The 21,856-nt window shown below is 54.6% G+C and carries 23 protein-coding genes and 4 tRNA genes; 11 read left to right on the top strand and 16 right to left on the bottom strand.

The genetic code is table 11. From position 1 onward, the window contains the following. Window positions 1–23 precede the first annotated feature (23 nt). Entirely contained in the window at window positions 24–473 is a 450-nt protein-coding gene (locus HMPREF1992_RS10510) for a universal stress protein (protein ID WP_021685893.1), read from the bottom strand. A gap of 162 nt (window positions 474–635) precedes the next feature. Between HMPREF1992_RS10510 and ilvA the strand changes: the two genes are divergently transcribed. The 5 genes from ilvA (at window position 636) to HMPREF1992_RS10485 (ending at window position 3,174) form a co-directional block, all read left to right on the top strand. Beyond that, window positions 636–1,883 (top strand): threonine ammonia-lyase, encoded by a 1,248-nt coding sequence (gene ilvA, locus HMPREF1992_RS10505; RefSeq protein WP_021685892.1) that lies wholly within the window; start codon window positions 636–638, stop codon window positions 1,881–1,883. A gap of 22 nt (window positions 1,884–1,905) precedes the next feature. Continuing rightward, the gene (locus HMPREF1992_RS10500; RefSeq protein ID WP_021685891.1) at window positions 1,906–2,217 is read left to right on the top strand and encodes a metalloregulator ArsR/SmtB family transcription factor; all 312 of its coding nucleotides are present in this window, start codon (window positions 1,906–1,908) and stop codon (window positions 2,215–2,217) included. Between the two features lie 29 nt (window positions 2,218–2,246). Further along, the gene (locus HMPREF1992_RS10495; protein ID WP_021685890.1) at window positions 2,247–2,978 is read left to right on the top strand and encodes an NlpC/P60 family protein; all 732 of its coding nucleotides are present in this window, start codon (window positions 2,247–2,249) and stop codon (window positions 2,976–2,978) included. A gap of 40 nt (window positions 2,979–3,018) precedes the next feature. Further along, window positions 3,019–3,095: transfer RNA gene (locus HMPREF1992_RS10490), tRNA-Pro, on the top strand. A 2-nt stretch (window positions 3,096–3,097) separates the two neighbouring features. Then, window positions 3,098–3,174 (top strand) — tRNA-Arg (locus HMPREF1992_RS10485). Window positions 3,175–3,273: 99 nt separating this feature from the next. Here the strand turns inward: HMPREF1992_RS10485 and HMPREF1992_RS10480 are convergent. Together HMPREF1992_RS10480 and rfbB are read right to left on the bottom strand one after the other, a co-directional pair. Beyond that, window positions 3,274–3,349: transfer RNA gene (locus HMPREF1992_RS10480), tRNA-Ala, on the bottom strand. A 93-nt stretch (window positions 3,350–3,442) separates the two neighbouring features. Further along, window positions 3,443–4,450: a dTDP-glucose 4,6-dehydratase gene (gene rfbB, locus HMPREF1992_RS10475; RefSeq protein ID WP_021685889.1), complete on the bottom strand. Its 1,008-nt coding sequence runs from the start codon at window positions 4,448–4,450 to the stop codon at window positions 3,443–3,445. A gap of 124 nt (window positions 4,451–4,574) precedes the next feature. Here rfbB and HMPREF1992_RS10470 point away from each other — a divergent pair, with 124 nt between their 5' ends. The 6 genes from HMPREF1992_RS10470 to HMPREF1992_RS10445 all read left to right on the top strand — a co-directional run bounded on the left by HMPREF1992_RS10470 (window position 4,575) and on the right by HMPREF1992_RS10445 (window position 8,121). Continuing rightward, window positions 4,575–6,092: a type VI secretion protein ImpB gene (locus tag HMPREF1992_RS10470; protein ID WP_037359642.1), complete on the top strand. Its 1,518-nt coding sequence runs from the start codon at window positions 4,575–4,577 to the stop codon at window positions 6,090–6,092. Between the two features lie 18 nt (window positions 6,093–6,110). Then, entirely contained in the window at window positions 6,111–6,317 is a 207-nt protein-coding gene (locus HMPREF1992_RS10465; protein WP_021685887.1) for a hypothetical protein, read from the top strand. 71 nt (window positions 6,318–6,388) lie between these two features. Next, window positions 6,389–6,465 (top strand) — tRNA-Pro (locus HMPREF1992_RS10460). A 62-nt stretch (window positions 6,466–6,527) separates the two neighbouring features. Further along, window positions 6,528–7,085: a DNA-3-methyladenine glycosylase I gene (locus HMPREF1992_RS10455; RefSeq protein WP_021685886.1), complete on the top strand. Its 558-nt coding sequence runs from the start codon at window positions 6,528–6,530 to the stop codon at window positions 7,083–7,085. Then, window positions 7,082–7,792, top strand: coding sequence for an AzlC family ABC transporter permease (locus tag HMPREF1992_RS10450; RefSeq protein ID WP_021685885.1), 711 nt, complete (start codon window positions 7,082–7,084; stop codon window positions 7,790–7,792). The genes HMPREF1992_RS10455 and HMPREF1992_RS10450 overlap by 4 nt, the downstream gene beginning before the upstream one ends. Next, window positions 7,789–8,121: a branched-chain amino acid transporter permease gene (locus HMPREF1992_RS10445; RefSeq protein ID WP_021685884.1), complete on the top strand. Its 333-nt coding sequence runs from the start codon at window positions 7,789–7,791 to the stop codon at window positions 8,119–8,121. Before HMPREF1992_RS10450 ends, HMPREF1992_RS10445 begins: the two co-directional genes overlap by 4 nt. 32 nt (window positions 8,122–8,153) lie before the next feature. On the opposite strand, the gene HMPREF1992_RS10440 is transcribed toward HMPREF1992_RS10445, so the two are convergent. From HMPREF1992_RS10440 to rpmF, 13 genes are all read right to left on the bottom strand, one after another. Continuing rightward, window positions 8,154–11,345, bottom strand: coding sequence for an efflux RND transporter permease subunit (locus tag HMPREF1992_RS10440; RefSeq protein WP_021685883.1), 3,192 nt, complete (start codon window positions 11,343–11,345; stop codon window positions 8,154–8,156). Window positions 11,346–11,357: 12 nt separating this feature from the next. Beyond that, window positions 11,358–12,551, bottom strand: a complete 1,194-nt coding sequence (locus tag HMPREF1992_RS10435; protein WP_037359639.1) for an efflux RND transporter periplasmic adaptor subunit — start codon at window positions 12,549–12,551, stop codon at window positions 11,358–11,360. A 171-nt stretch (window positions 12,552–12,722) separates the two neighbouring features. Further along, window positions 12,723–13,439: a ribonuclease III gene (gene rnc / locus HMPREF1992_RS10430; protein ID WP_021685880.1), complete on the bottom strand. Its 717-nt coding sequence runs from the start codon at window positions 13,437–13,439 to the stop codon at window positions 12,723–12,725. Window positions 13,440–13,442: 3 nt separating this feature from the next. Continuing rightward, window positions 13,443–14,687, bottom strand: coding sequence for a beta-ketoacyl-ACP synthase II (fabF, locus tag HMPREF1992_RS10425; RefSeq protein ID WP_037359636.1), 1,245 nt, complete (start codon window positions 14,685–14,687; stop codon window positions 13,443–13,445). 31 nt (window positions 14,688–14,718) lie between these two features. Then, a complete protein-coding gene (locus HMPREF1992_RS10420) occupies window positions 14,719–15,666 on the bottom strand; it encodes a nitronate monooxygenase family protein (RefSeq protein ID WP_021685878.1) in 948 nt (315 codons plus the stop codon). Window positions 15,667–15,941: 275 nt separating this feature from the next. Then, window positions 15,942–16,172, bottom strand: a complete 231-nt coding sequence (locus HMPREF1992_RS10415; RefSeq protein ID WP_006689543.1) for an acyl carrier protein — start codon at window positions 16,170–16,172, stop codon at window positions 15,942–15,944. A 39-nt stretch (window positions 16,173–16,211) separates the two neighbouring features. Further along, entirely contained in the window at window positions 16,212–16,955 is a 744-nt protein-coding gene (gene fabG, locus HMPREF1992_RS10410) for a 3-oxoacyl-[acyl-carrier-protein] reductase (protein WP_021685877.1), read from the bottom strand. Window positions 16,956–16,993: 38 nt separating this feature from the next. Beyond that, window positions 16,994–17,929 carry an ACP S-malonyltransferase gene (gene fabD / locus HMPREF1992_RS10405; RefSeq protein WP_021685876.1) on the bottom strand — a complete coding sequence of 312 codons (936 nt, stop codon included), beginning with the start codon at window positions 17,927–17,929 and terminating at the stop codon, window positions 16,994–16,996. 11 nt (window positions 17,930–17,940) lie between these two features. Beyond that, on the bottom strand, window positions 17,941–18,888 hold the full coding sequence (gene fabK, locus HMPREF1992_RS10400) for an enoyl-[acyl-carrier-protein] reductase FabK (RefSeq protein WP_021685875.1): 948 nt from the start codon (window positions 18,886–18,888) through the stop codon (window positions 17,941–17,943). Then, on the bottom strand, window positions 18,888–19,892 hold the full coding sequence (locus HMPREF1992_RS10395; RefSeq protein WP_021685874.1) for a beta-ketoacyl-ACP synthase III: 1,005 nt from the start codon (window positions 19,890–19,892) through the stop codon (window positions 18,888–18,890). Before HMPREF1992_RS10395 ends, fabK begins: the two co-directional genes overlap by 1 nt. Continuing rightward, on the bottom strand, window positions 19,885–20,898 hold the full coding sequence (gene plsX, locus HMPREF1992_RS10390) for a phosphate acyltransferase PlsX (protein ID WP_021685873.1): 1,014 nt from the start codon (window positions 20,896–20,898) through the stop codon (window positions 19,885–19,887). The genes HMPREF1992_RS10395 and plsX overlap by 8 nt, the downstream gene beginning before the upstream one ends. Window positions 20,899–20,931: 33 nt before the next feature. Then, window positions 20,932–21,486, bottom strand: a complete 555-nt coding sequence (gene fapR / locus HMPREF1992_RS10385) for a transcription factor FapR (protein WP_021685872.1) — start codon at window positions 21,484–21,486, stop codon at window positions 20,932–20,934. A 185-nt stretch (window positions 21,487–21,671) separates the two neighbouring features. After that, window positions 21,672–21,851 (bottom strand): 50S ribosomal protein L32, encoded by a 180-nt coding sequence (gene rpmF / locus HMPREF1992_RS11265; RefSeq protein ID WP_006306287.1) that lies wholly within the window; start codon window positions 21,849–21,851, stop codon window positions 21,672–21,674. Between the last annotated feature and the right edge of the window lie 5 nt (window positions 21,852–21,856).

Genomic DNA, 21,856 nt, shown 5'->3' with positions numbered 1-21,856 from the left:
AAAGAACATGAACCATATAAAAGCTATTTTGTGCTTCCTGCGATCAGGACGCTGGAATGCGCATGCTCCAAGACGGTCTGTGTAACGCTTCCAAGGAAGATGCCGCTCATGCGGGAGTGCTTGCGTCCGCCAATGATGACGAGCCCAATGTCCATCTCATCGATAAAACGCAGGATTACCTCTGCCGGGACTCCGCTGCGATGGAATCGATCACACGCAACGCCCTCCGGCAAGAGTACTTCTGCCGCTGCGAAGATCTCATTGGCTTCCTCTGCCGCAGATCGAACGATACTTTTAGGAAGCCACCGTACATCGCCCATGTCTGTCCGTTTATCAAAGGGAGAAACATAGAGAAGATATACGGCCGCGTGCATCATGCGGGCAATATCTCCCGCCAAATCGACAGCACACAACGACTCCGATGAGCCATCCACAGGAACGAGAATGCGTGTATACTTTGGACGCTCTTCCATCGCACACCTCCCATCCCGCCTTGTTTGATGTATTTATTCGAGAAACTCCGTCAAATTCCTTCTTGATTCCGACAATTATTCGCTCTAACGAAAATAAATTGACGCGCCTCACCGAAAATGATAGACTGACCCTACATATAAGTAAAATGGAGGAAATATGCCATGGGAGAAGAACAAAGAGTACCGTCAGATGAAGAAACTGTTGCATCCACAGGGATTTCGGATATATATGCCGCAGCCAAACGCCTCGAGGGCATTGTCCGAAAGACCCCGCTGATCTACAGCGAGTTTTTCTCCGATGTCTCCGGCAACGCCACCTATCTGAAGCTTGAAAACCTCCAAACGACAGGAGCATTCAAGCTGCGCGGCGCATATAATCACATCTCCATGCTTACTAAGGAAGAGCGTGACCGCGGCGTCATCACAGCATCTGCGGGCAATCACGCACAAGGAGTTGCCTATGCCTCGCAGAAACTGGGGGTAAATGCTGTCATCTGCATGCCGGCGACAACGCCGATTCTCAAGGTCGAAGCAACGCGCGCACTCGGCGCAACGGTTATCCTCCACGGCAACGGATTCGATGATGCATACGCCCACAGCCTCGAACTGCAAAAGGAGAAAGGCTACGTCTACATCCACCCATTCAATGACCGTAATGTCATTGTGGGACAGGGAACCATCGCACTTGAAGTGATTGATGCTCTAAAGGATGTAGATGCCATTCTCGTCCCGATCGGCGGCGGCGGTCTGGCTTCCGGCATCGCACTTGCGGTGAAGCTCGTCAATCCACAGGTGAAAGTCATCGGTGTTGAGCCGGAAAATGCAGCCTGTATGAAAGCGGCGCTTTCCTGCGGCCGTGCGATCACCCTCCCCTCCGCCGACACCGTTGCCGATGGATGTGCCGTGCGCACCGCAGGAAAGCTCACCCTTGAGTTCTGTCGCCGTTATCTCGACGAGATCATCACAGTCTCCGAGATGGAGATCATGAGTGCCCTGCTCTCTCTCATCGAGAAACACAAACTCATCGCCGAAGGCGCAGGAGTCCTTTCTCTCGCGGCACTCAGCAAGCTGCGCATGAAGGACAAGAAGGTAGCCGTGCTCATCAGCGGCGGCAACATTGATATATCCACCATATCTGCGCTTATCTCCAAGGCACTCATCTCGCGTGGCAGAGTGTTCCGATTCTCCGTTCAGCTGCCGGACAAACCAGGTCAGCTGCTCACCGTCGCTCAGATTCTCACCGATCAAGATGCAAATGTCATCCGCCTCGACCATGATCAGACGATGGTGACGGACAGCTTCCAGAAGGTGCAGCTCACCGTCACAGTCGAGGCACACGGACAGGAGCATATTGATCGTATTGTCTCTGCTCTTGCAGCGAATGGCTTCGAGATCAATAAGATCTATTGATGGAAAGAAAGGATTTTTACATATGACTGCCGCCCCACTGAAATGTATCGATCAGGATACGGCACAGCACCTCGCTGATCTCTTCAAAACCCTGGGCGATCCGACACGTATTAAGATCTTATCCCTACTTGCAGCAGCGGAGGAATTGCGTGTCTATGACATCGCAGACGGGCTTGCGATGGGCCAGTCTGCAATCTCTCATCAGCTGCGTGTTCTTCGAACAGCGCGCCTTGTCAAATTTCGCCGTGACGGCAAGGAGGTGCTATACTCCATTGATGATGATCACGTGATGGGGCTCCTCGGTCAAGGTCTTGAACACGTTCAGCACGCATAATACATACGATAGTGAAAGGATGTTGCTTCATGAAACGCCGACTCTTCCTCTGCACAGGGCTTGCGCTCATGCTCACTGCAAGTACAGCGTTCGCCTCGCCGACCCTGCGTGAGGGATCGCAGGGGCATGAGGTGCGCGTACTGCAGCAAGCTCTCCAAACTGCAGGCTACAAGATCAAGAACGCAGATGGCGTCTTTGGCAAGGATACGGAGCGTGCTGTCGCTGAATTCCAGCGGGACAACAAGATCAAGATCACGGGCATTGTCAACAATGCCACATGGCGTGCTCTCAAAAACATCCCTGCCAAACCTTCGCGGGATGTTGACACAAACACAACTGCCGAAAAAAAATTCCCGCCTGCACCGAATGGCAAGCCTATTCTCCCCGTAAACAAGGTATCTGATGTAATCAAAACAGCAAAGTCTTATATGGGGACGCCTTATGTATTTGGTGGTGCAACACCAAAAGGTTTTGACTGCTCCGGCTACCTCCAGTACGTGTTCCAGAAGCACGGCATTGCGATTCCACGTACAACAGACGAGCAGTACAAGCTCGGACTTCGTACGAAGAATACAAAAGATCTTGTTCCCGGTGATCTTGTTTTCTTTGAGACATACGAGAAAGGGGCTTCTCACTGTGGAATCTACCTCGGCAAGGGTGAGTTTATTCACGCCTCTACCAGCAAAGGCGTGCGTGTGGATACTCTGTCGAATGACTACTGGAAACCGCGTTTCCTGGGCGGCAAACATATTGTGAAATAAGTTGACTTTTCCCCTCCGGCTCATTATAATAGGGCGATATCGGGATGTAGCGCAGTTTGGTAGCGCATCTGGTTTGGGACCAGAGGGTCGCAGGTTCGAATCCTGTCATCCCGACCATTGCACCTGTAGCTCAGTTGGATAGAGCAACGGCCTTCTAAGCCGTGGGTCGAGGGTTCGAATCCCCCCAGGCGCACCATTGAGTTTTACCGTATCGCAGAACGCGATACGGTTTTTTGTTGCATTTCAAGCAATAGAAAAGATGTGAGAATCATTTCTCACATCTTGCGTGTCGATATGGTGGAGACAAGGGGGATCGAACCCCTGACCTCTTGCATGCCATGCAAGCGCTCTCCCAGCTGAGCTATGCCCCCGCGCTTTTGGCGCTGACAGAGGCTAGTATAGCGAAAAGCATGCATGTTGTCAAGGCTGAATTTTCAATGTATATGCGAAGGCGGCGAGCACTTTCACCCCTGAGCATTGCGCTTCTCATACGCACCGCTCAGGATATCCGTCCACCACGCCTCATGTTCCTGATACCATGCAATCGTACGTTGAATGCCGTCGTCGAACTTCGTTGCGGGCTTCCATCCAAGCTCACGTCCAATCTTCGTGGGATCAATGGCATAGCGGCGGTCATGGCCCTTGCGGTCGATGACGTAGGAAATCTGGTCCTCTCCCTTGCCGAGGGCCTTTAGAATCGTCCGCACAACATCTATGTTCGCACGCTCGTTATGCCCGCCGACATTGTAGACCTCCCCCTCTGTTCCGCGCCGCATGATGAGGTCGATTGCAGCGCAGTGATCGTCGACGTGCAGCCAGTCACGGACATTCAGTCCATCGCCGTAGACGGGCAGCTTCTCCCCCTGCATTGCACGAATTATCATGAGCGGGATGAGCTTCTCGGGGAACTGGTATGCACCGTAGTTGTTCGAGCAGCGTGAGATCGTCACGGGTACGCCGTAGGTGCGCGCATACGCCTGCACGAGAAGGTCGGCAGATGCCTTGGACGAGGAGTAGGGACTCGATGCGTGGAGCGGCGTTTCCTCGGTAAAGAGGAGATCGGGGCGGTCGAGCGGCAAATCACCATAGACCTCATCCGTCGATACCTGATGATAGCGTTTGATACCGTACTTACGGCAGGCATCAAGCAGAACACTCGTCCCGATGATATTCGTCTGCAGGAAAATCTCCGGATTCTCAATGGATCGATCCACATGGGACTCCGCAGCAAAGTTCACGATGATATCCGGCTGCTCGTGCTCAAAGAGCGCATACACTGCCGCACGATCGGCAATATCACCGCGCACAAATGAAAACTGCGGATACTCCCGCGCTGCATCGAGTGTTGCAACATTCCCCGCATAGGTCAGCGCATCGTAACAAATGATCGTATCCTCTGGATGCTCACGCAGTTCGTAGTAAACAAAATTCGCGCCGATAAATCCAGCGCCGCCCGTGACGATAATCTTCATGCTTTTTACTCCTTTTCCTCTTTGCTTAGAGTATTCGACGCCTCCGCGCTTTTCCCTTTACTGTATTCTTTTGATTTACATATAGAAAACATTTGTGCTATACTGTTTTATAGGAGGGATGAACATGAAGGAGCGCACGTACATTGCCATTGACCTCAAAGCGTTCTACGCCTCGGTCGAATGTATGGAGCGCGGACTCAATCCGCTGACGACCCATCTCGTCGTCGCAGATGAGAGCCGCACGAGCAAAACCATCTGTCTCGCTGTCTCCCCCGCGCTCAAGGCGCACGGCATCGGCGGACGCCCACGCCTCTTCGAGGTCATCCGTGCGGTGGAGCAGGCGAATGCGCGGCGAAAGTACCGTGCCCCTCATCGCACACTCACAGGAGAGACGCGTGACGCAGCGGAACTCGCAGCACATCCGGAGCTTGGCATTGCCTATCATATTGCCCCTCCGCGCATGGCACTCTACATGGACTACAGCATGCGCATCTACGAGATCTATCTGCGCCACGTTGCGCCTGCAGACATCCATATCTACTCGATCGATGAGGTCTTCATTGACGTGACAAGCTATCTTGATACGGAGAAAGTCTCTGCACATGACTTCACCATGCGGCTTATCCGCGAGGTGCTGCGAGAAACGGGCATCACAGCGACGGCAGGCATTGGAACAAACCTCTATCTCGCAAAGGTTGCGATGGACATTGTGGCAAAACACATGAAGCCGGATAGGGATGGGGTGCGCATCGCGCAGCTGGACGAGATGAGCTACCGAAAAAAACTTTGGACACATCGGCCGCTCACAGATTTTTGGCGCGTTGGCAGAGGCTACGCAAGCAAACTTGAGGAAAATGGACTCTATACGATGGGTGACATTGCACGCTGCTCCCTCGGAAAAGGAAATTCACGGCATAATGAAGACCTTCTCTACCGCCTCTTCGGAATCCAAGCAGAGCTGCTGATCGATCATGCGTGGGGATATGAAAGCGCGCGCATGGAGGACATCAAAAACTACCGTCCAAAGTCGCGCAGCACACATATGGGACAGGTACTGCAAAATCCGTATACGCCACAAAAGGCACGCCTTGTTGTCTGGGAGATGGCAGATGCTCTCTCCATTGATCTGGCAGAAAAGTGTCTGACAAGCGATCGTCTGGAGCTCACCATTGGCTACGATATTGAATGCCTGACGCGCCCAGAGATACGCGACCACTATCATGGCCGCATCCATACGGATCGCTATGGGCGGCGCGTCCCATGGCCGGCACACGGCAATGCAGTCATCGAGCGCGGCGCAGGAACGCAGAGCATCATGAATGCACTGACGGATCTCTTTGACGAGATCGTAAATCCGAAACTACTCATCCGTCGACTCACCATCTCCGCACATCATCTGATGACGGAGGAACAGCGCGCCTCTTCTGCCGAGCAAATGTCTCTATTTACACCAGAGGAAACGGCGGAAGCATCCCTGTGTCCTGCGAAAAAAAGGAGACAGGCGAAAGAGAAATCCCTACAGGAAGCGATCATCGCCATTAAGAAAGCCTATGGGAAGAACGCCATCCTGCGCGGCGCGAATTTCTTCGACGGGGCAACCGCTCGTCTGCGCAACAGCCAAATCGGCGGGCATAAAGCATAGCAGCGAAGGGAGCAGATCATGCAGCGAAAAATCGAAGACTATGCGGACATCATCCACTTGCCGCGCCCCATATCAAAGGCGCATCCCCCGATGTCCCTGCGTGACCGGGCGGGACAGTTCGCTCCCTTCTCTGCTCTCACAGGCCTGCACGCTGCCGCAGACCGCACGGAGGAGCAGACGGCAGCACAACATATCGACTACGAGGCATGGGAGGAGCCGATATGATGTGTTTTCCCCTTGATGTAGATCGCAGCTATTGACAAAAGTACGAAAGGCCGCTACAATACTGTCCATGTCGGGATGTGGCTCAGCTTGGTAGAGCGCATCGTTCGGGACGATGAGGTCGCAGGTTCGAATCCTGTCATCCCGACCATCTTCATACATCAATGAGCCGGGGTCCAGAGGGACACGGCTTTTCTTTATTCAGGGGGACTTATGGACATCAAACGGAATCGCTGTATCTGGGTCAAGCTGAACGACCCCATCTATGTGAAATACCATGACGAGGAGTGGGGACAGCCGCTCCACGATGACCGTGCACTCTATGAGCTTTTTATTCTTGAGACATTTCAGGCGGGGCTGTCGTGGGCGACGATCCTGCACAAGCGCGAGAACTTCCGCCGTGCATACGAGGGATTTATTCCTGAGCGCGTCGCGGCATTTGATGCTGCGAAGGTCGAGGAATTGATGCAGGATACAGGCATCATCCGCAACCGCCGCAAGATCGAAGCAAGCATTGTGAACAGCCGCATCTTCCTTGAGATTGTAAAAGAATACGGCTCGTTCGACCGCTATATCTGGGGCTTTACGGACGGGAAGCCCGTGCGGGAGAGCTGTGAGCTGCGCACAACCTCACCACTCTCAGATAAGATCTCAGAGGATCTGAAGCGGCGCGGCATGAAGTTCGTCGGCTCAACCTGCATCTACTCAACACTCCAAGCCATCGGCGTACTCGCTGCACATGCGGATGAATGCGATTGGAGCAAGGAATGACGTGCCCCCCAAGTTCTTGCAGTGCCGCTCTGCGCGCAGCATTCCCCCATACGGTTCCAATTCTCGCGGGCTTCCTCTTCCTCGGGCTTGCCTACGGCATCTATACGAATGTCTCGGGGTTCTCGTTCTGGTATCCAATGGCGATGAGTGCGATCATCTTCGGCGGTTCGCTCGAATTCATTGCAACGGCGCTCCTCCTCAGTCCATTTGCCCCTATGCAGGCCTTTCTCCTCGGACTCATGGTCCAGGGGCGGCACATCTTCTACGGGATCTCCATGTTCGAGAAGTATCGCGGCACGGGTTGGAAGAAGCCCTACCTCATCTATGGTATGTGTGACGAGTCCTTCTCCATCAACTACACGGCAAAGATTCCGCAGGGAATCGACGCAGGCTGGTTCATGTTCTTTGTGACGCTGCTGAACCAGCTCTACTGGGTCGCGGGCGCGACCATCGGCGGACTGATCGGCACGCAGCTCCCCATCAATACGAACGGAATTGAGTTCGCGATGACAGCACTCTTTGTCGTCATCTTTGTCGAACAGTGGCTGAACGATCCGCAGCACTATACAGGAATCCTTGGGCTTGCTGCGGCAGGAATTGCACTTGCTATCTTTGGGCGTGATGCGTTCATGCTCCCGACCATGTTCATCATCCTTGCAGGCTGCCTCGCACTGCGTCCATGCATCGAGAGGAGGGAGACGGCATGACGTTCACTGAGGAGTGTATCACCATCGGACTCTGTGCGCTTGCAAGCGTACTCACGCGCGCCCTCCCCTTCCTCCTGCTCTCGGAGAAAAAGCCGACGCCGCCCATTGTCCGCTACCTCGGCAACGTCCTCCCCGCTGCCGTCTTTGGGATGCTCGTCGTCTACTGCCTCAAGGATACGAACTTTCTTGGCGGCACACACGGGCTGCCGGAGATCGCAGGAATTCTTGTGACGGCGATGCTGCATTTGAAATTTCGCCAGATGCTGCTCTCCATTGGAGGCGGAACGGCAGTTTATATGGTACTGATTCAATACATATTCAGCTCATAAAAAAACTCCCCAAAAGGGGAGTTTTTTTATGATTACATATACTCATCCGCCGTACGAGTCTTTGCCTTCTTGCCGCCCCCGATCATACGCGAGATGCGGTCAACAATGACATAGAACACGGGAATGAGAAAGATGCCGAGAATGGTGGCAAAGAGCATGCCGCCGACGACAGCGACGCCCATGCCGTTACGCGCCGCAGCACCCGCACCGGATGCCATGCAGAGAGGCAGACAGCCGATGATGAACGCGAACGATGTCATGAGGATCGGACGGAGACGCAGCCCCGCCGCCTGAATCGCCGCTTTCAAGGGATCCATGCCGCGATCGACGCGTATCTTTGCGAACTCGACAATCAGAATTGCATTCTTTGCCGCAAGACCGATGACCATGATGACACCGATCTGCATATAGACGCTGTTCTGATAGCCCGCTGCCGGAATGCCGATCATGCCGAAGATCGTCGCGAGGATGTACTCGGAGAAGAGTGCTCCGAAGATGCCCGTCGGCACGGTAAAGAGAACGGCGAACGGTACGCTCCAGCTCTCATAGAGTGCCGCAAGACAGAGGAAGACGAAGACAAGGCAGAGTGCAAGCACCTGCATGGTCGAATCCGCCGACTTCTGCTCCTCCCGGCTCTGCCCCGACCACTCGATGCTGAATCCGGAGTCTGTGTGCTTCTGGACAATCTCGGTGATGGCTTTCATCGCATCGCCCGAGCTATATCCTGTCCCCGCACTGCCTTGGATCTGGATGGAGCGCGCACCGTTGAAACGGCTGATCTGCGTCGGTCCCGTTGTGAGTTTCGGCTTGAGGAGGGTATCAAGCGGCACCATGCCGCCCTGCGAGTTCTTGACAAAGACAAACTTCGCTGCCTCTGCCTCGGTGCGATAGGTCACGTCGGACTGCAGGACGACCTTGTAGGTGCGCCCGAACTGATTGAAGTCATTGACCTCATAGCCGCCGAAATTGACCTGCAGCGCCGTAAATACATCCGAGAGCTGAACGCCGAGATTTTTGACCTTTTCGCGGTCGATCTCGTACTGATAGCTCGGTGCGTTGATCTTGAATGTCGAGCGCACGCCCCGCAGCTCGGGGCGTGTATTTGCCTCGGCAAGAATCGCATTCACGATGTCGTTGAGTTCGGTGTCGGAGTGCCCGCTCATGTCCTGCAGCTGGAGCGACCAGCCGCCGACATTGCCAAGACCCGGCAGTGCGGGCGGATTGATGGCGATAACGAGAGCCTCGGGAGCCTCCATCGCGCCCACACGGAACATCGTGCCGACTGCAGCGGCAACGGACTCAGCAAGCCCTGCACGCTGTGACCAGTCCTTCATGCCGACAAAGACGACCGCACCGTTGGAGTTCGCACCACCCGCAAGAATGTCAAAGCCATTGATGGACATGACGGCGCTCTGTCCCTTGATCTCACGCTGTGCCGCCTGCTGGATCTTGTCCACGGTCTTCTGTGTCTGATTCGTAGACGTTCCCGGCGGCAGCTGTATCGCAATCATCAGATAGCCCTGATCTTCCTCGGGGACAAATGTGGTCGGCAGATTCCGATAGATGATCGCTGTGAGACCGCAGACGATGAGCAGGAAGATAACGGCAACCCTCGCCTTGCGGATAAACTTGCTGACAATGCCGACATAGCCCTTGCGGGTTGCGTCGAACCAGTTGTTGAAGCGATCAAAGAATCGATCGAGAACACTCTTTGTCCCATTCTCCTTCTTCGGCTTCAGCATGAGCGCACAGAGCGCAGGTGTCAGCGTCAGCGCAACGAAGGCAGAAATGGCCATCGAGATTGCAATTGTGAGAGCGAACTGCTTATAGAGCACCCCCATCATGCCGCCAAGGAAGGCAACGGGGACAAAGACTGCCGCAAGCACGAAGGCAATTGCGACAACAGGCCCCTGCACCTCCGACATCGCCCGTTCCGTTGCGTCAATCGGCGTGAGCCCGCTCTCCATGTGGTGCTCGACATTCTCGATGACGACGATCGCATCGTCGACAACAAGACCGATCGCAAGCACCATCGCAAAAAGCGTCAGCGTATTGATGGAGAAATCCAGCAGAACGAACGCGCCGAATGTTCCGATGAGGGACACCGGCACGGCAAGCAGCGGGATGAGCGTTGCACGCCAGCTCTGCAAAAAGAGGAAGATGACGAGTACGACAAGCAGCAGCGCCTCAAGGAAGGTATGCACGACCTCCTTAATGGACGCGTTGATGTAGTCTGTGCTGTCAAAGACGGACTTCATCTTGAGTCCGGGCGGGAAGGTCTTCTCCGCATCATCGAGGATCTTGCGCACCTCGGCGAGTGTGATCATCGCATTCGCGTCGGAGGTCAGCTGAATGCCGAAACCGACGGCAGGATAGCCGTTAAACTTCGCCACAATGTTATTTGAACGCTCACCGGTCTCGATGCGCGCAACATCCTTGAGACGGACAAACGTGCCGTCCTTTCCTGAGGCAATGATAACGTTGCCGAACTCCTCAGGGGTCGTGAGGCGCCCCTGCACCTTGCCCGTAAATTGTTTTTCCTGTGCGTTCACGGTTGGCATACCGCCGACCGTGCCGGCAGGTGCCTGTACGTTTTGCTCGTTGATCGCCGCCGTAATATCGGCAACGGTCAGTCCGAGCTCCGCGAGGCGGTCGGGGTTCATCCAGACGCGCATCGCGTAGTCAGCACCGAATACCTGAACCTCTCCTACGCCGTTGACACGCTTGATCGCATCGAGGAAGTAGAGCGTTGCATAGTTTTTCATGAAGGCGCGGTCATACGTGCCGTCATCGGAGTAGAGGGAGACGAAGTACGCCATCTGTCCCGAGGATTTGCGCGTTGTAATGCCCGCCGCCTGTACAGAGGACGGCAGGCTTGCATTTGCACCCGCAGCATTGTTCTGCACCTTGACGGCATCCATATCACCGTCCGTGCCAACGTCAAACGTGACAGAAAGGCTGTAGCGGCCGGTATCATCGGAGGTGGAACTCATGTAGTCCATCCCCTGTGTGCCGTTGATCTGCTCCTCAATGACCTGCGCCACCGACTCATTGACGACAGCCGCACTCGCGCCGACATAGTTCGCGGAGACGGCGACCGTCGGCGGTGAGATCTGCGGATACTGCGCGATCGGCAGAGAGAACCCTGCAATCGTACCGACAATGACGATCATCACCGCAATGACAATCGCAAAGATCGGTCGATGGATGAAAAATTTTGCCAAAGGATTCCCTCCTTACTGCGCGGGCGTAAGCTCACGCGTATTGAACATGGAGGAATCCCCCTCAAGCGAAAACCCCATCTCGTTCGCCGTTACCATCGTCACGGCAAGATCGCCGCCCTCCTGGAGCGTGGTCAACCCCTCGACCACGACAATATCCGAGGTATCGAGACCATCCTTGACCACGTAATAGCTGCCAATCTTTTCACCGAGTGTAATCGTACGTGCGGCTGCCTTGTTGTCCTCTCCTACGAGCATGACAAAGGACTTCCCGAGAAGCTGCTGAACCGCACGCTCGGGAACAAGCACAGCATTCGGAATGGTGTCACCGATCAGGCTGACGCGCGCGAACATCCCCGGCAGGAGCAGTCCGTCCGGATTGTCAAAGAGTGCCTTGACCGTGAGCGTTCCCGTCTGGGCTGCAAGTGCACGGTCGGATGTCACAATATGCCCGATGATCGGGTATTTCGAGCCGTTGGAGAGCGTCAGCTCTACGACGACGCCACCAATGCCGCCCGTCTTTGCCGCCTGCTCGACAAAATTCAGATACTCATTCTCCGAGAGGCTGAACTGCGCAAAGATCGGATTCGACGATCCCATCGACACGAGCGTCGTCGTCCCCGCTGACACAAATGTCCCCATAGCGACATCATCCACCGAGAGCTGTCCCGACATCGGTGCATAGATGATCGTATCATCGAGGTTTTCCTGGGCCTGACGAACGAGTGCCGCATTCGCCGCAACAGCTGCCTCATAGGCATTCACCTGCGCCTGCTGCGTGGAGAGCGTCTGCTCGGAGACTGCCGCACTCGCATAGAGCTGCTGATAGCGGTCGAGATCCATACGAGCATTATTGAGAGTGGCCTCGGACTGTGCAAGAACTGCCTTTGCCTGCAGGAGTGCGCTCTCATACTGACGGGAGTCGATGCGGTAGAGCGGCTGCCCCGCCGTGACAGACTGCCCGCCCACGATGTATTTCTCCACGATATTACCGGAGACACGGGACTGAATCTTCACCTCGTCCGTGCCCATGATCTGTCCCGCGTAGACATGTGTAAGCGGCGTGTCCTGACGCAGGACATTCATCGCCTTGACAGCTGTCGCCCGCGCACCGCCTCCCTGCTGACCGCCGCCGCAGCCGCTCAGAAGTGTTCCGAGTACGAAGATCGCAGCAAAAAAAGTGCCAAGACCTTTTCTGTTCTCAAACAAACAAAAAACCTCCTCTGTTACAGCCCCCACTTGAATGACGTGTGCAAGTTTCTTTATCAAGAAAGGGCAGGTATCCGCGCGGGAGTTCCTGCCACAACAGATTTATATTATCGGACTGCCTACAAAAAGTCAAGAAATGAAGTGTGCTTCAAGATCTGTTTTAACAGAAATCTAACGCCTCTTGAGATGACTAAGGGCCTCTGCGGCAGCCTGCTGCTCTGCTTCTTTCTTGCTGCGCCCCGTTCCCTCCCCCATCGACTCTCCGCCGATGAGCACACGCGTCGTAAAACGCTTGTCATGATCGGGGCCAGACTCACCAATTAACTCATAGGAGATACTCTCATGGCGCTTTTGCTGGATATGCTCCTGCAGCGTCGTCTTGTAGTCACGCGAAACGTGACTGCGCTTGACTGATAGTACCTCTGTTGCAAACTGACGTGCAACATAGTCCCGTGCGGTCTCCCATCCACCATCCAGATAAACGGCGCCGATAACAGCCTCAAAGGCATTCTCCAGGTTGTTCTGCCGATCTGCACCGCCGCCCAGCAGTTCCCCGCGACCAAGGAGAAGATGGCTGCCGAGTTCCAATCCACGCGCCAGACGAGCAAGAGTCTCACTCTGCACGAGGCTTGCACGCATCTTTGTCAGCTCGCCCTCAGAACAGTCCGGAAAACGCTCATACAAATATGTGCTGGAGGCAAGCTCCAGCACAGCATCGCCCAAAAACTCCAAGCGTTCATTATGGGGCATGCAGTTCTTCGACTCATTTGTATAGGAAGAGTGCGTCAATGCCTCATCTAAGAGAGAAAGGCGGTGAAAGGGGACCCCTATTTGCTCAGAAAGACGCACAAGTTCTGCGCGTCTTTCTTCTGTCATTTCGTATGCCATTTGTTATTTCTGATACTTCTTGACGACGAGACAGGCATTGTGCCCCCCGAAGCCAAACGAATTGGAAATCGCCGCACGTACGGTCTTAGCACGTGCCGCATTCGGCACATAGTCAAGATCGAGTCCCTCATCCGGGGTATCGTAGTTGATCGTCGGCGGGAGCATGTCATTCTCGACCGCAAGTGCCGCCGCAATCAGCTCAACACTGCCCGCAGCGCCGAGAAGATGCCCCGTCATCGACTTGATGGAGGAGACTGCAACGTCCTTCGCCGCATCGCCCCAGACCGTCTTGATCGCCTCTGTCTCGCAGAGATCGTTCATATGCGTCGAGGTACCATGTGCATTGATATAGTCGATATCCTCAGGGCGAAGCTCAGCATCATTGAGAGCGAGCTGCATGCACTTCGCCTGATACTCACCATGTGGAGCAGGGCTTGTGATGTGGTAGCCATCCGAATTCGAGCCGTAACCGACAAGCTCGGCGTAGATGTGTGCGCCGCGCGCCTCAGCGTGCTCAAGCGTCTCGAGCACGACCAGACCTGCGCCCTCGCCCATGACAAAGCCAGAGCGATTCTTGTCGAACGGACGCGAGGCATGCGCGGGATCGTCGTTGTGATCCGTACAGAGCGCCTTCATTGCCGCAAATCCCGCGCTTGCGGCCTCGGAGATGCTCGCCTCCGTGCCGCCTGCGATCATGATATCCGCCTCGCCGCGCTGCATGACGCGGTAGGCATCACCAATACAGTTCGCCCCCGTTGCACACGCCGTTACGACACAGGATACAGGACCGTGCAGCCCATAGTTGATCGCAACCTGACCCGCCGCCATATTGGCAATCATCATCGGAATGAAGAAGGGGCTGACGCGCTCGGGCCCCTTGTCAAAGAGGCGCTCATACGTGCCGTGCATGGTCTCGATGCCGCCAATGCCCGCGCCGACATAGGCCCCGATGCGGTCGCGATCCTCTTTGTCAAGGTCAAGCCCCGCATCCTCAAGTGCCATTCCCGCAGACACAACCGCAAACTGCGCATAGCGATCCATGCGCTTGGCCTCTTTCTTGTCGATATAGCCGTCGATGCTGAAGTCCTTTACCTCGCCCACAATCTGTGCAGCATAGTTCGTCGCATCGAATCGAGTGATGCGCTCGATCCCATTCTTTCCTGCGAGCAAAGCCTCCCAGAAAGCCTCTTTGCCAATGCCGATCGGCGTGATCGGGCCAACCCCCGTAACGACAATTCTCTTCTTCAAACCAACCGACTCCTTTCCTAGAGCATGCACCCTAGTTTGCTTCCTCAAGCTGCTGTTTCAGCTCTTCAAATATTTCATGAACAGACAAAATGCGGTCAATACGCGGCATAAACTCGCCCGTAAACACAAGCCCTGTCTCAAGATCGCCCTGCTGTGCACGTGAGAGTGCACGAATGATGCAGAAGTGATGATCGCATTGCTTGAGGCAGCGGTCACATACCTTTGGCGGAACAGGCCCCTCGATAATGCGCGCAGAAAACGGCGTACGTACGGCACGCCCCGGCAGGCCCACAGGACTGTGGATGATAACAATATCATCCTTCTTCGATTTCAAATAGTACTGTTTGAGTGACGGAGCCGCATTGGACTCGACACACGCAGCAAAGCGAGAGCCGAGCTGTACGCCATCCGCTCCCATCTTATGCAGGTCGGCAATATCCTGTCCTGTCAGAATTCCGCCGGCTGCAAAGACCGGAATTTTCACAGCAGCACGGACATCTGAGATAATATGGCGTACGGACTGATCTGTTCCCAGGTGTCCGCCTGCCTCCTTGCCCTCGACGACGACAGCCGCCGCACCAAGTTTTTCAGAAATCTTTGCCAGCTTTGCCGTGGAGACAATTGGCACAATTGGTGTACCAGATTCCTTGCCAAGCTGGAACATATCACGGGAAAAACCCGCACCAGCGACGACGAGATCAATCCCCTCATCAATCGCAATTTTAACAGCATCCGAAAAGTCGCTTGCCGCAACCATCTCATTGATGCCGATGATCCCATTGGGAGAAAGTGAACGTGCGAGCCGAATTTCATAGCGCAATTCCTGCGGCTTCATGCCGGAGGCCGCGATGAGTCCGATTCCGCCCTCATTTGCAACGGCGGCTGCGAGGCGTGCCGTCGTAATTCGGATCGCCATACCGCCCTGAATGATGGGAACGGCGACAACTTTATTGCCGATCCTCACCTCGGGTAGTCTCATATAAGCCCTCCAATCGGGAGAGATCGCCACACAGCAGCACGGTGTTCGCAAACACCCTTCTCTCCACAAGAAGTTTTGGCCCACCTCCGTCCATGCGTCAAATGCAGCGTGACGTGAAAGGTGGATGTATAACAGCACGGAGCACATCCGTCCTGATTGTATGCAAAGTCAATAGAAACACTGCCTTTTGAGAAAAATCCCGTGCGCCTGAGCTGTCACGGGATTTCCCTAAAAGACCAGTTGTGTGCACGATTACGACCAAATGTCGCTGCGCTTTACTTGTTCTGATCGATGTAATTGACGACATCCTGAACTGTTTTAATCTTTTCAGCAGCCTCGTCGGGAATCTCTACATTGAATTCTTCCTCGAAAGCCATGATAAGCTCAACGATGTCGAGCGAATCTGCGCCAAGATCGTCAATGAAGGTGGACTCAAGGGTGACTTCATCAGCCTCCGAGCCAAGCTGTTCCACGACGATGTCGCGAACCTTGTCAAACGTTGCCATGCGTTTTCACCTCCTTTAATAAATTTCTTTTTTCATATGCTACATAACCATTCCGCCATCAACATTCAGCGTCTGGCCAGTAATGTACGATGCCGCATCACTTACAAGGAAGAGGACGGCATCAGCAACATTCTCGGGTTTTCCGAGCGCCCCAAGAGGGATGCCCGTGAGGAGTTTTTGACGAATCTCATCTTTGAGAACGGCAGTCATATCGGTCTCAATGAAGCCAGGGGCAACAACATTGACCGTGATGCCGCGCGCAGCAAATTCCTTCGCCGCAGCCTTTGAGAATCCAATCACACCAGCCTTTGCGGCAGCATAATTGGTCTGCCCCACGTTGCCGATCTCACCAACGACAGAAGAGAGATTCACAATGCGTCCACTGCGCTGCTTCGTCATAATTTTTGCAGCAGCCTTCGTGCAGGCGTAAATCCCCCTGAGGTTCGTGCCAATGACTGCATCGAAGTCCTCATCCTTCATGCGGACGAGAAGCGTATCACGCGTAATGCCCGCATTGTTGACGAGAATGTCAAGCCCTCCGAGCTCCTCATGCACCCGTGTGATCATCTCGGCTGCAGCGGCACTGTCTGAAACATCCGCCTGAACAAGGATTGCATGACCTCCATGCTCCTCGATGATGGAGCGCACTTCCTCTGCTGCAGCCTGATTGCCTGCGTAGTTGACAGCGACCTTTGCTCCCTCCTGTGCAAGCCGAATGGCTACCGCACGACCAATGCCGCGGGAGCCGCCTGTAACAAGAGCAACTTTGCCCTCAAGAAGCATATTTATCCTCCTTTATTACAGCCGAATTCATTTAATCATTACTTCTTTAGTGTGTCAAGTGTTTTTTGCAGTGATTCGACATTCTCGACGTTCAGGTTTGCCAGAGCCTTATCAATGCGCTTATTAAAGCCGCCGAGAGTCTTTCCGGGGCCACACTCAACGTAGGTATCCGCACCGAACTCGCGCATCGTGTTCACGCACGAAATCCAGCGTACAGGATGATCTGCCTGAGCGATGAGATTTGCCTTGATCTCTGCCGCTTTCTGTTGGAGGCCTCCCGTATAGTTTGAAACGACTGGAAATGCAGCATCATGGAGCTCCACCTTATCGAGCTCTGCTGCGAGTTTTTTCGCCGCAGGTTCCATGAGTGTCGAGTGGAACGGTGCAGAAACTGGCAGAATGACTGCCTTCCTTGCTCCCTTTTCTTGAAGCAGCTTTGTTGCCTCTTCTACTCCCCTTGCCGTCCCCGCAATAACCGTCTGCCCAGGACAGTTGAAGTTGACGGCCTGAACAGCCCCCACAGCACTTGCCTCAGCACAGACGGCAACGATCGTATCATCATCGAGTCCGAGCACGGCGGCCATCGCTCCCTCGCCTACTGGAACGGCCTCCTGCATATAGGCACCGCGCTTGTGTACAAGAAGAACAGCATCCTGGAATGACAGAACACCCGCTGCCACAAGTGCGGCATATTCGCCAAGACTGTGACCTGCCGCGATCTCCGGCTCAATGCCCTCCGCACGCAGGAGTTCTGCCGCAATGACGGCCACCGTAAGAATCGCCGGCTGGGTATGTTCGGTCAGCTGCAGCTGATCTGCAGGTCCCTCGAAGCAAAGCTTGCTAATGGAATACCCAAGCGCCTCATCCGCCTCGGCAAAGCGCTTCTTCGCAAGATCATACGTATCGAAAAAATCTTTTCCCATACCGACGACCTGTGCACCCTGTCCAGGGAACAGGAAAGCAATTTTCCCCATATTGCGCCTCCTCACTCGTAGGTCTTGCGTGCAGCATCCATTGCGCCGGGAAGGCCGCTTACAATATCTTCAATGATTTGCTTGACTGGTTTGATGTCTGTCAGCATGCCCGAGATCTCGCCAATCATGACCGAGCCGTTGTCCACATCTCCCTCATGTGTTGCACGATGGAGACTGCCGACGCCGAGCTGCTCGAGCTCCTCATTCGAGGCACCCGCCGCTTCCAGCTCCTCATACTTGCGCGAGAGCTTGTTCTGAAGGACGCGTGCCGGATGTCCGAGTGAACGTCCCGTGACGACCGTGGAACGATCTTTTGCCTTGAGCACCGCATTCTTGTAGTTTGGATGTGCAATGCACTCCTCACTCAAGACAAAACGCGACCCCATCTGAATCGCCTGTGCCCCAAGAGCAAACGCTGCCGCCATGCCCCGTGAATCACCGATACCACCCGCACCGATGACCGGCACATCCACGGCATCTACAACCTGTGGGAGCAGCGCCATCGTCGTGATCTCACCAATATGCCCGCCGGACTCCGTCCCCTCGGCAATCACAGCATCCACGCCCGTACGTACAAGACGACGTGCGAGAGCGACCGATGCCACCACGGGGATGACCTTCGAGCCGATCTCCTTGAGGGCAGGTACATACTCGCCGGGGTTTCCCGCTCCCGTTGTGATGACAGGAACACGCTCCTCAAGGATAACCTGCATGACTTCCTTGACAAAAGGGCTCATGAGCATCACATTAACACCAAATGGCTTATCCGTCCAGCCCTTCGCCTTATGGATCTCATTGCGCAATGCATCGGGCGGCATATGTCCGGCACCAATGAGTCCGAGACCTCCCGCATTGGAAACCGCAGACGCAAGCTCTGCTGTGCCGATCCATGCCATGCCACCCTGGAAGATGGGGTACTTGATACCAAGCATCTGACAAATCGGATTATGTTCAAACATTAATCATTTTCCTCCTTTGCCCACTTCATAATACACGACGCCCATGTAAGTCCCGCACCGAAACCTGCGAGGGCAATGTTGTCTCCCTTTTTGAACTGATGCGCGTGCGCCGCCTCCGCAAGGGCGACAGGGATGGATGCGGCAGACATATTGCCGTAACGATGAATATTTATAATAACTTTGTCCATCGGCATGTCAAGCCTTTTGGCAGCCGCCTGGATAATACGGATATTCGCCTGATGGGGCACGAGAAAGTCAAGCTCCTCGCGCTGCATTCCTGCGCGCTCGAGGGATGTCTCTACCGTCCTGCCCATAACCTTTGTCGCAAAGCGGAAAACCGCCTTGCCGTCCATATGGACGAAGTTGAGCCGCTGCTTAATGGTCTCGGGCGTCACGGGGCAAAGGCTGCCGCTCGACGGTATGTCGAGAGCATCACCACCCGAGCCGTCACTGCCGAGGTCAAAGGCACGGATGCCATACCCCTCCTCAACCGGCCCAAATACGGCTGCACCGGCACCATCTCCGAAGAGGATGCAGGTGTTTCGATCCTGCCAGTCAATGACCTTGGAGAGAATCTCTCCACCGATCACGAGGACACGCCGATAGATGCCGTTCTCAATAAACTGTGCGGCAATGGATGAAGCGTAAACGAATCCAGAGCAGGCCGCCGAGAGATCGAATGCCGCCGCATGCTTTGCGCCGAGACGATCCTGCAGTACACACGCCGTCGCCGGAATGACCCGGTCGGAAGTGAGCGTCGCCATGATGATGAGATCCAGCTCCGCCGCCTGAACACCCGCATCGGCAAGCGCCATCTCGGCAGCGCGCTGCGCAAGTACAGATACTGGTTCATCATCGGCAGCAATACGGCGTTCATGAATCCCCGTGCGTTCGACGATCCATGCGTCATTTGTCTGAACCATTTTTTCAAGGTCGAAGTTCGTCAGCACTCGATCTGGAACACAGTACCCCGTTCCAAGAATGCCCGCACTGATCTTAGGCACGACTCATCTCCCCCTCCTTTGCCAGAGTATCGCGGATTTGATCCAGCACTTTTCCATTTACGTAGTCTACGGTAACGCCAATCGCGCTTGCCACGGATTTGGCATCCGACGATCCATGGCCAATCACACAGCAGCCATTTACCCCCAAGAGAGGCGCTCCGCCATACTCCCTCACATCGAGGCGTTTGCCAAGACGGCGCAGTGTCGGCATGAGGAGAAGTGCGCCAAGCTTTGCCATCAGTCCAGCCCCACGAATCTCCTCTCGAATGAGTCCCAGAATTGTTTTCGCAAGCCCTTCTGCAAATTTTAGCACAACATTGCCAACAAATCCATCACAAATGACGACATCGAAGTTTCCCTTCGGTACGTCACGCCCTTCAGCGTTTCCGCAGAAGTGGATATTTGGCTCCACTTTGAGGAGCTGATACGTTTCCTTTGCCTGCTCGTTGCCCTTACTCTCCTCCTCACCAATGTTGAGAAGACCAACGCGCGGATGCGCAATTCCAAAGACGTGCTGTGCGTAGAGTGCGCCCATCACAGCACTTTGCACGAGATGCTCAGGCTTCGAATCTACATTCGCTCCCGAGTCGAGCATGAGCGTCACACCATCAGGGGTCGGCATCGGCGTCGCAATAGCAGGTCTGCCAACGCCGCGAATACGATGCAGGATGAGCTGCGCTGCCGCAACGGCCGCACCGGTCGATCCAGCAGAAAAAACTGCATCGCATTTTCCCTCCTTCACAAGTCGTGTCGCAACCACAACGGAGGAGTCCTTCTTCGTACGCACTGCCTCGGCCGGATGCTCGTCCATGCCAATGACCTCAGAAGCGTGAACGATGGAGATGCGCAGTGCCTCCGTATTGGCCCCCGCAAGCTCCGCACGAATCTGCCCTTCATCACCGATCAGGACGATCTCGCAGTCATATTTCTTCGCTGCGTCCACCGCCCCCTGCACAATCTCCTTCGGTGCGAAATCACCGCCCATTGCGTCGACTGCTATACGCATCCTGCACTCCCTTCTCTCTTGTTACTATCTTACTCACTGCTGGAGTGACACGACGATAAACTTTGCACGAAAGACCTCTTTGTCTTCCCGATATGTCTTGACCCAGACGAAGATCTTATTGCCTCGTTTTTTTACGATCTCCGCGCGTGCAATCACCGTATCTCCTTTGCGAATCGGTGTCTTATACTTCACGTTGGCAACGCCCGTCATCGCAACAGGAGCATCAATGATGGCAAGCGCAAGCGAGTTCGCTTGAGAAAAGAGGGCTGTTCCGCGTGCAATCTCCGAGTCTGCAAAGAGGAGATCGTCCGTAACCCGCAGCGCAGATGTTCCTGTACGCCCTAGCTCCAGTGAAAGCAGATCGCCAACCACCTCGGTATGCGGGATCGCACGAACCTTCTCACGCGCATTCTCAGCAAGCATACGCACGCGGGCGCGCAGTTCCGGGATGCCGAGTTCCGTGCGGTCGAGACGCACGGTCTGCACACTCACAGCAAGTTTTTTTGCAAGCGCCTCGTCCGTTAGAAATGGCTCTTTCCGCACTGCCATGACGAGCGTTTCCTGCCGTCGTCGCTTTTTCTCCGTCATTACACCACCCCTCTCTCCATTTTATACGCAAACAACACTCATAAGGTGTTGTTTTTAGCACCTGATGCTATCAGTATGAACGAATTATACTAGGTACTAAGTATTTTTGCAAGTAGAGATTTGATTAAAAAATAAAAAGAGCTGCTGCAAAAAGTCAATCTTCTTGCAGCAGCTCTGTGTGGTTCTCATTCAGCCGCCTCGGCCACAGGTTTTCCGTCATAATAACCGCATTCCATGCACACGTGGTGCGGAAGCTTCGGCTCATGACACTGCGGGCACGATACATAGTGCGGCGCTTCGAGCTTCCAGTTTGCACGACGGCGATCACGGCGTGCCTTCGATGTTTTTCTCTTTGGTACTGCCACTTTGG

The sequence above is a fragment of the Selenomonas sp. oral taxon 892 str. F0426 genome (assembly GCF_000468035.1).
Taxonomy (GTDB): domain Bacteria; phylum Bacillota; class Negativicutes; order Selenomonadales; family Selenomonadaceae; genus Centipeda.
The sequence above is the reverse complement of the archived record's forward strand: the minus strand, read 5'-3'. Positions and strand labels throughout refer to the sequence as shown.

Coding starts and splice junctions, on each gene's coding strand:
- HMPREF1992_RS10510 (WP_021685893.1), bottom strand. CDS start 473: ATGGAAGAGCGTCCAAAGTATACACGCATTCTCGTTCCTGTGGATGGC.
- ilvA (WP_021685892.1), top strand. CDS start 636: ATGGGAGAAGAACAAAGAGTACCGTCAGATGAAGAAACTGTTGCATCC.
- HMPREF1992_RS10500 (WP_021685891.1), top strand. CDS start 1,906: ATGACTGCCGCCCCACTGAAATGTATCGATCAGGATACGGCACAGCAC.
- HMPREF1992_RS10495 (WP_021685890.1), top strand. CDS start 2,247: ATGAAACGCCGACTCTTCCTCTGCACAGGGCTTGCGCTCATGCTCACT.
- rfbB (WP_021685889.1), bottom strand. CDS start 4,450: ATGAAGATTATCGTCACGGGCGGCGCTGGATTTATCGGCGCGAATTTT.
- HMPREF1992_RS10470 (WP_037359642.1), top strand. CDS start 4,575: ATGAAGGAGCGCACGTACATTGCCATTGACCTCAAAGCGTTCTACGCC.
- HMPREF1992_RS10465 (WP_021685887.1), top strand. CDS start 6,111: ATGCAGCGAAAAATCGAAGACTATGCGGACATCATCCACTTGCCGCGC.
- HMPREF1992_RS10455 (WP_021685886.1), top strand. CDS start 6,528: ATGGACATCAAACGGAATCGCTGTATCTGGGTCAAGCTGAACGACCCC.
- HMPREF1992_RS10450 (WP_021685885.1), top strand. CDS start 7,082: ATGACGTGCCCCCCAAGTTCTTGCAGTGCCGCTCTGCGCGCAGCATTC.
- HMPREF1992_RS10445 (WP_021685884.1), top strand. CDS start 7,789: ATGACGTTCACTGAGGAGTGTATCACCATCGGACTCTGTGCGCTTGCA.
- rnc (WP_021685880.1), bottom strand. CDS start 13,439: ATGGCATACGAAATGACAGAAGAAAGACGCGCAGAACTTGTGCGTCTT.
- HMPREF1992_RS10420 (WP_021685878.1), bottom strand. CDS start 15,666: ATGAGACTACCCGAGGTGAGGATCGGCAATAAAGTTGTCGCCGTTCCC.
- HMPREF1992_RS10415 (WP_006689543.1), bottom strand. CDS start 16,172: ATGGCAACGTTTGACAAGGTTCGCGACATCGTCGTGGAACAGCTTGGC.
- fabG (WP_021685877.1), bottom strand. CDS start 16,955: ATGCTTCTTGAGGGCAAAGTTGCTCTTGTTACAGGCGGCTCCCGCGGC.
- fabD (WP_021685876.1), bottom strand. CDS start 17,929: ATGGGGAAAATTGCTTTCCTGTTCCCTGGACAGGGTGCACAGGTCGTC.
- fabK (WP_021685875.1), bottom strand. CDS start 18,888: ATGTTTGAACATAATCCGATTTGTCAGATGCTTGGTATCAAGTACCCC.
- plsX (WP_021685873.1), bottom strand. CDS start 20,898: ATGCGTATAGCAGTCGACGCAATGGGCGGTGATTTCGCACCGAAGGAG.
- fapR (WP_021685872.1), bottom strand. CDS start 21,486: ATGACGGAGAAAAAGCGACGACGGCAGGAAACGCTCGTCATGGCAGTG.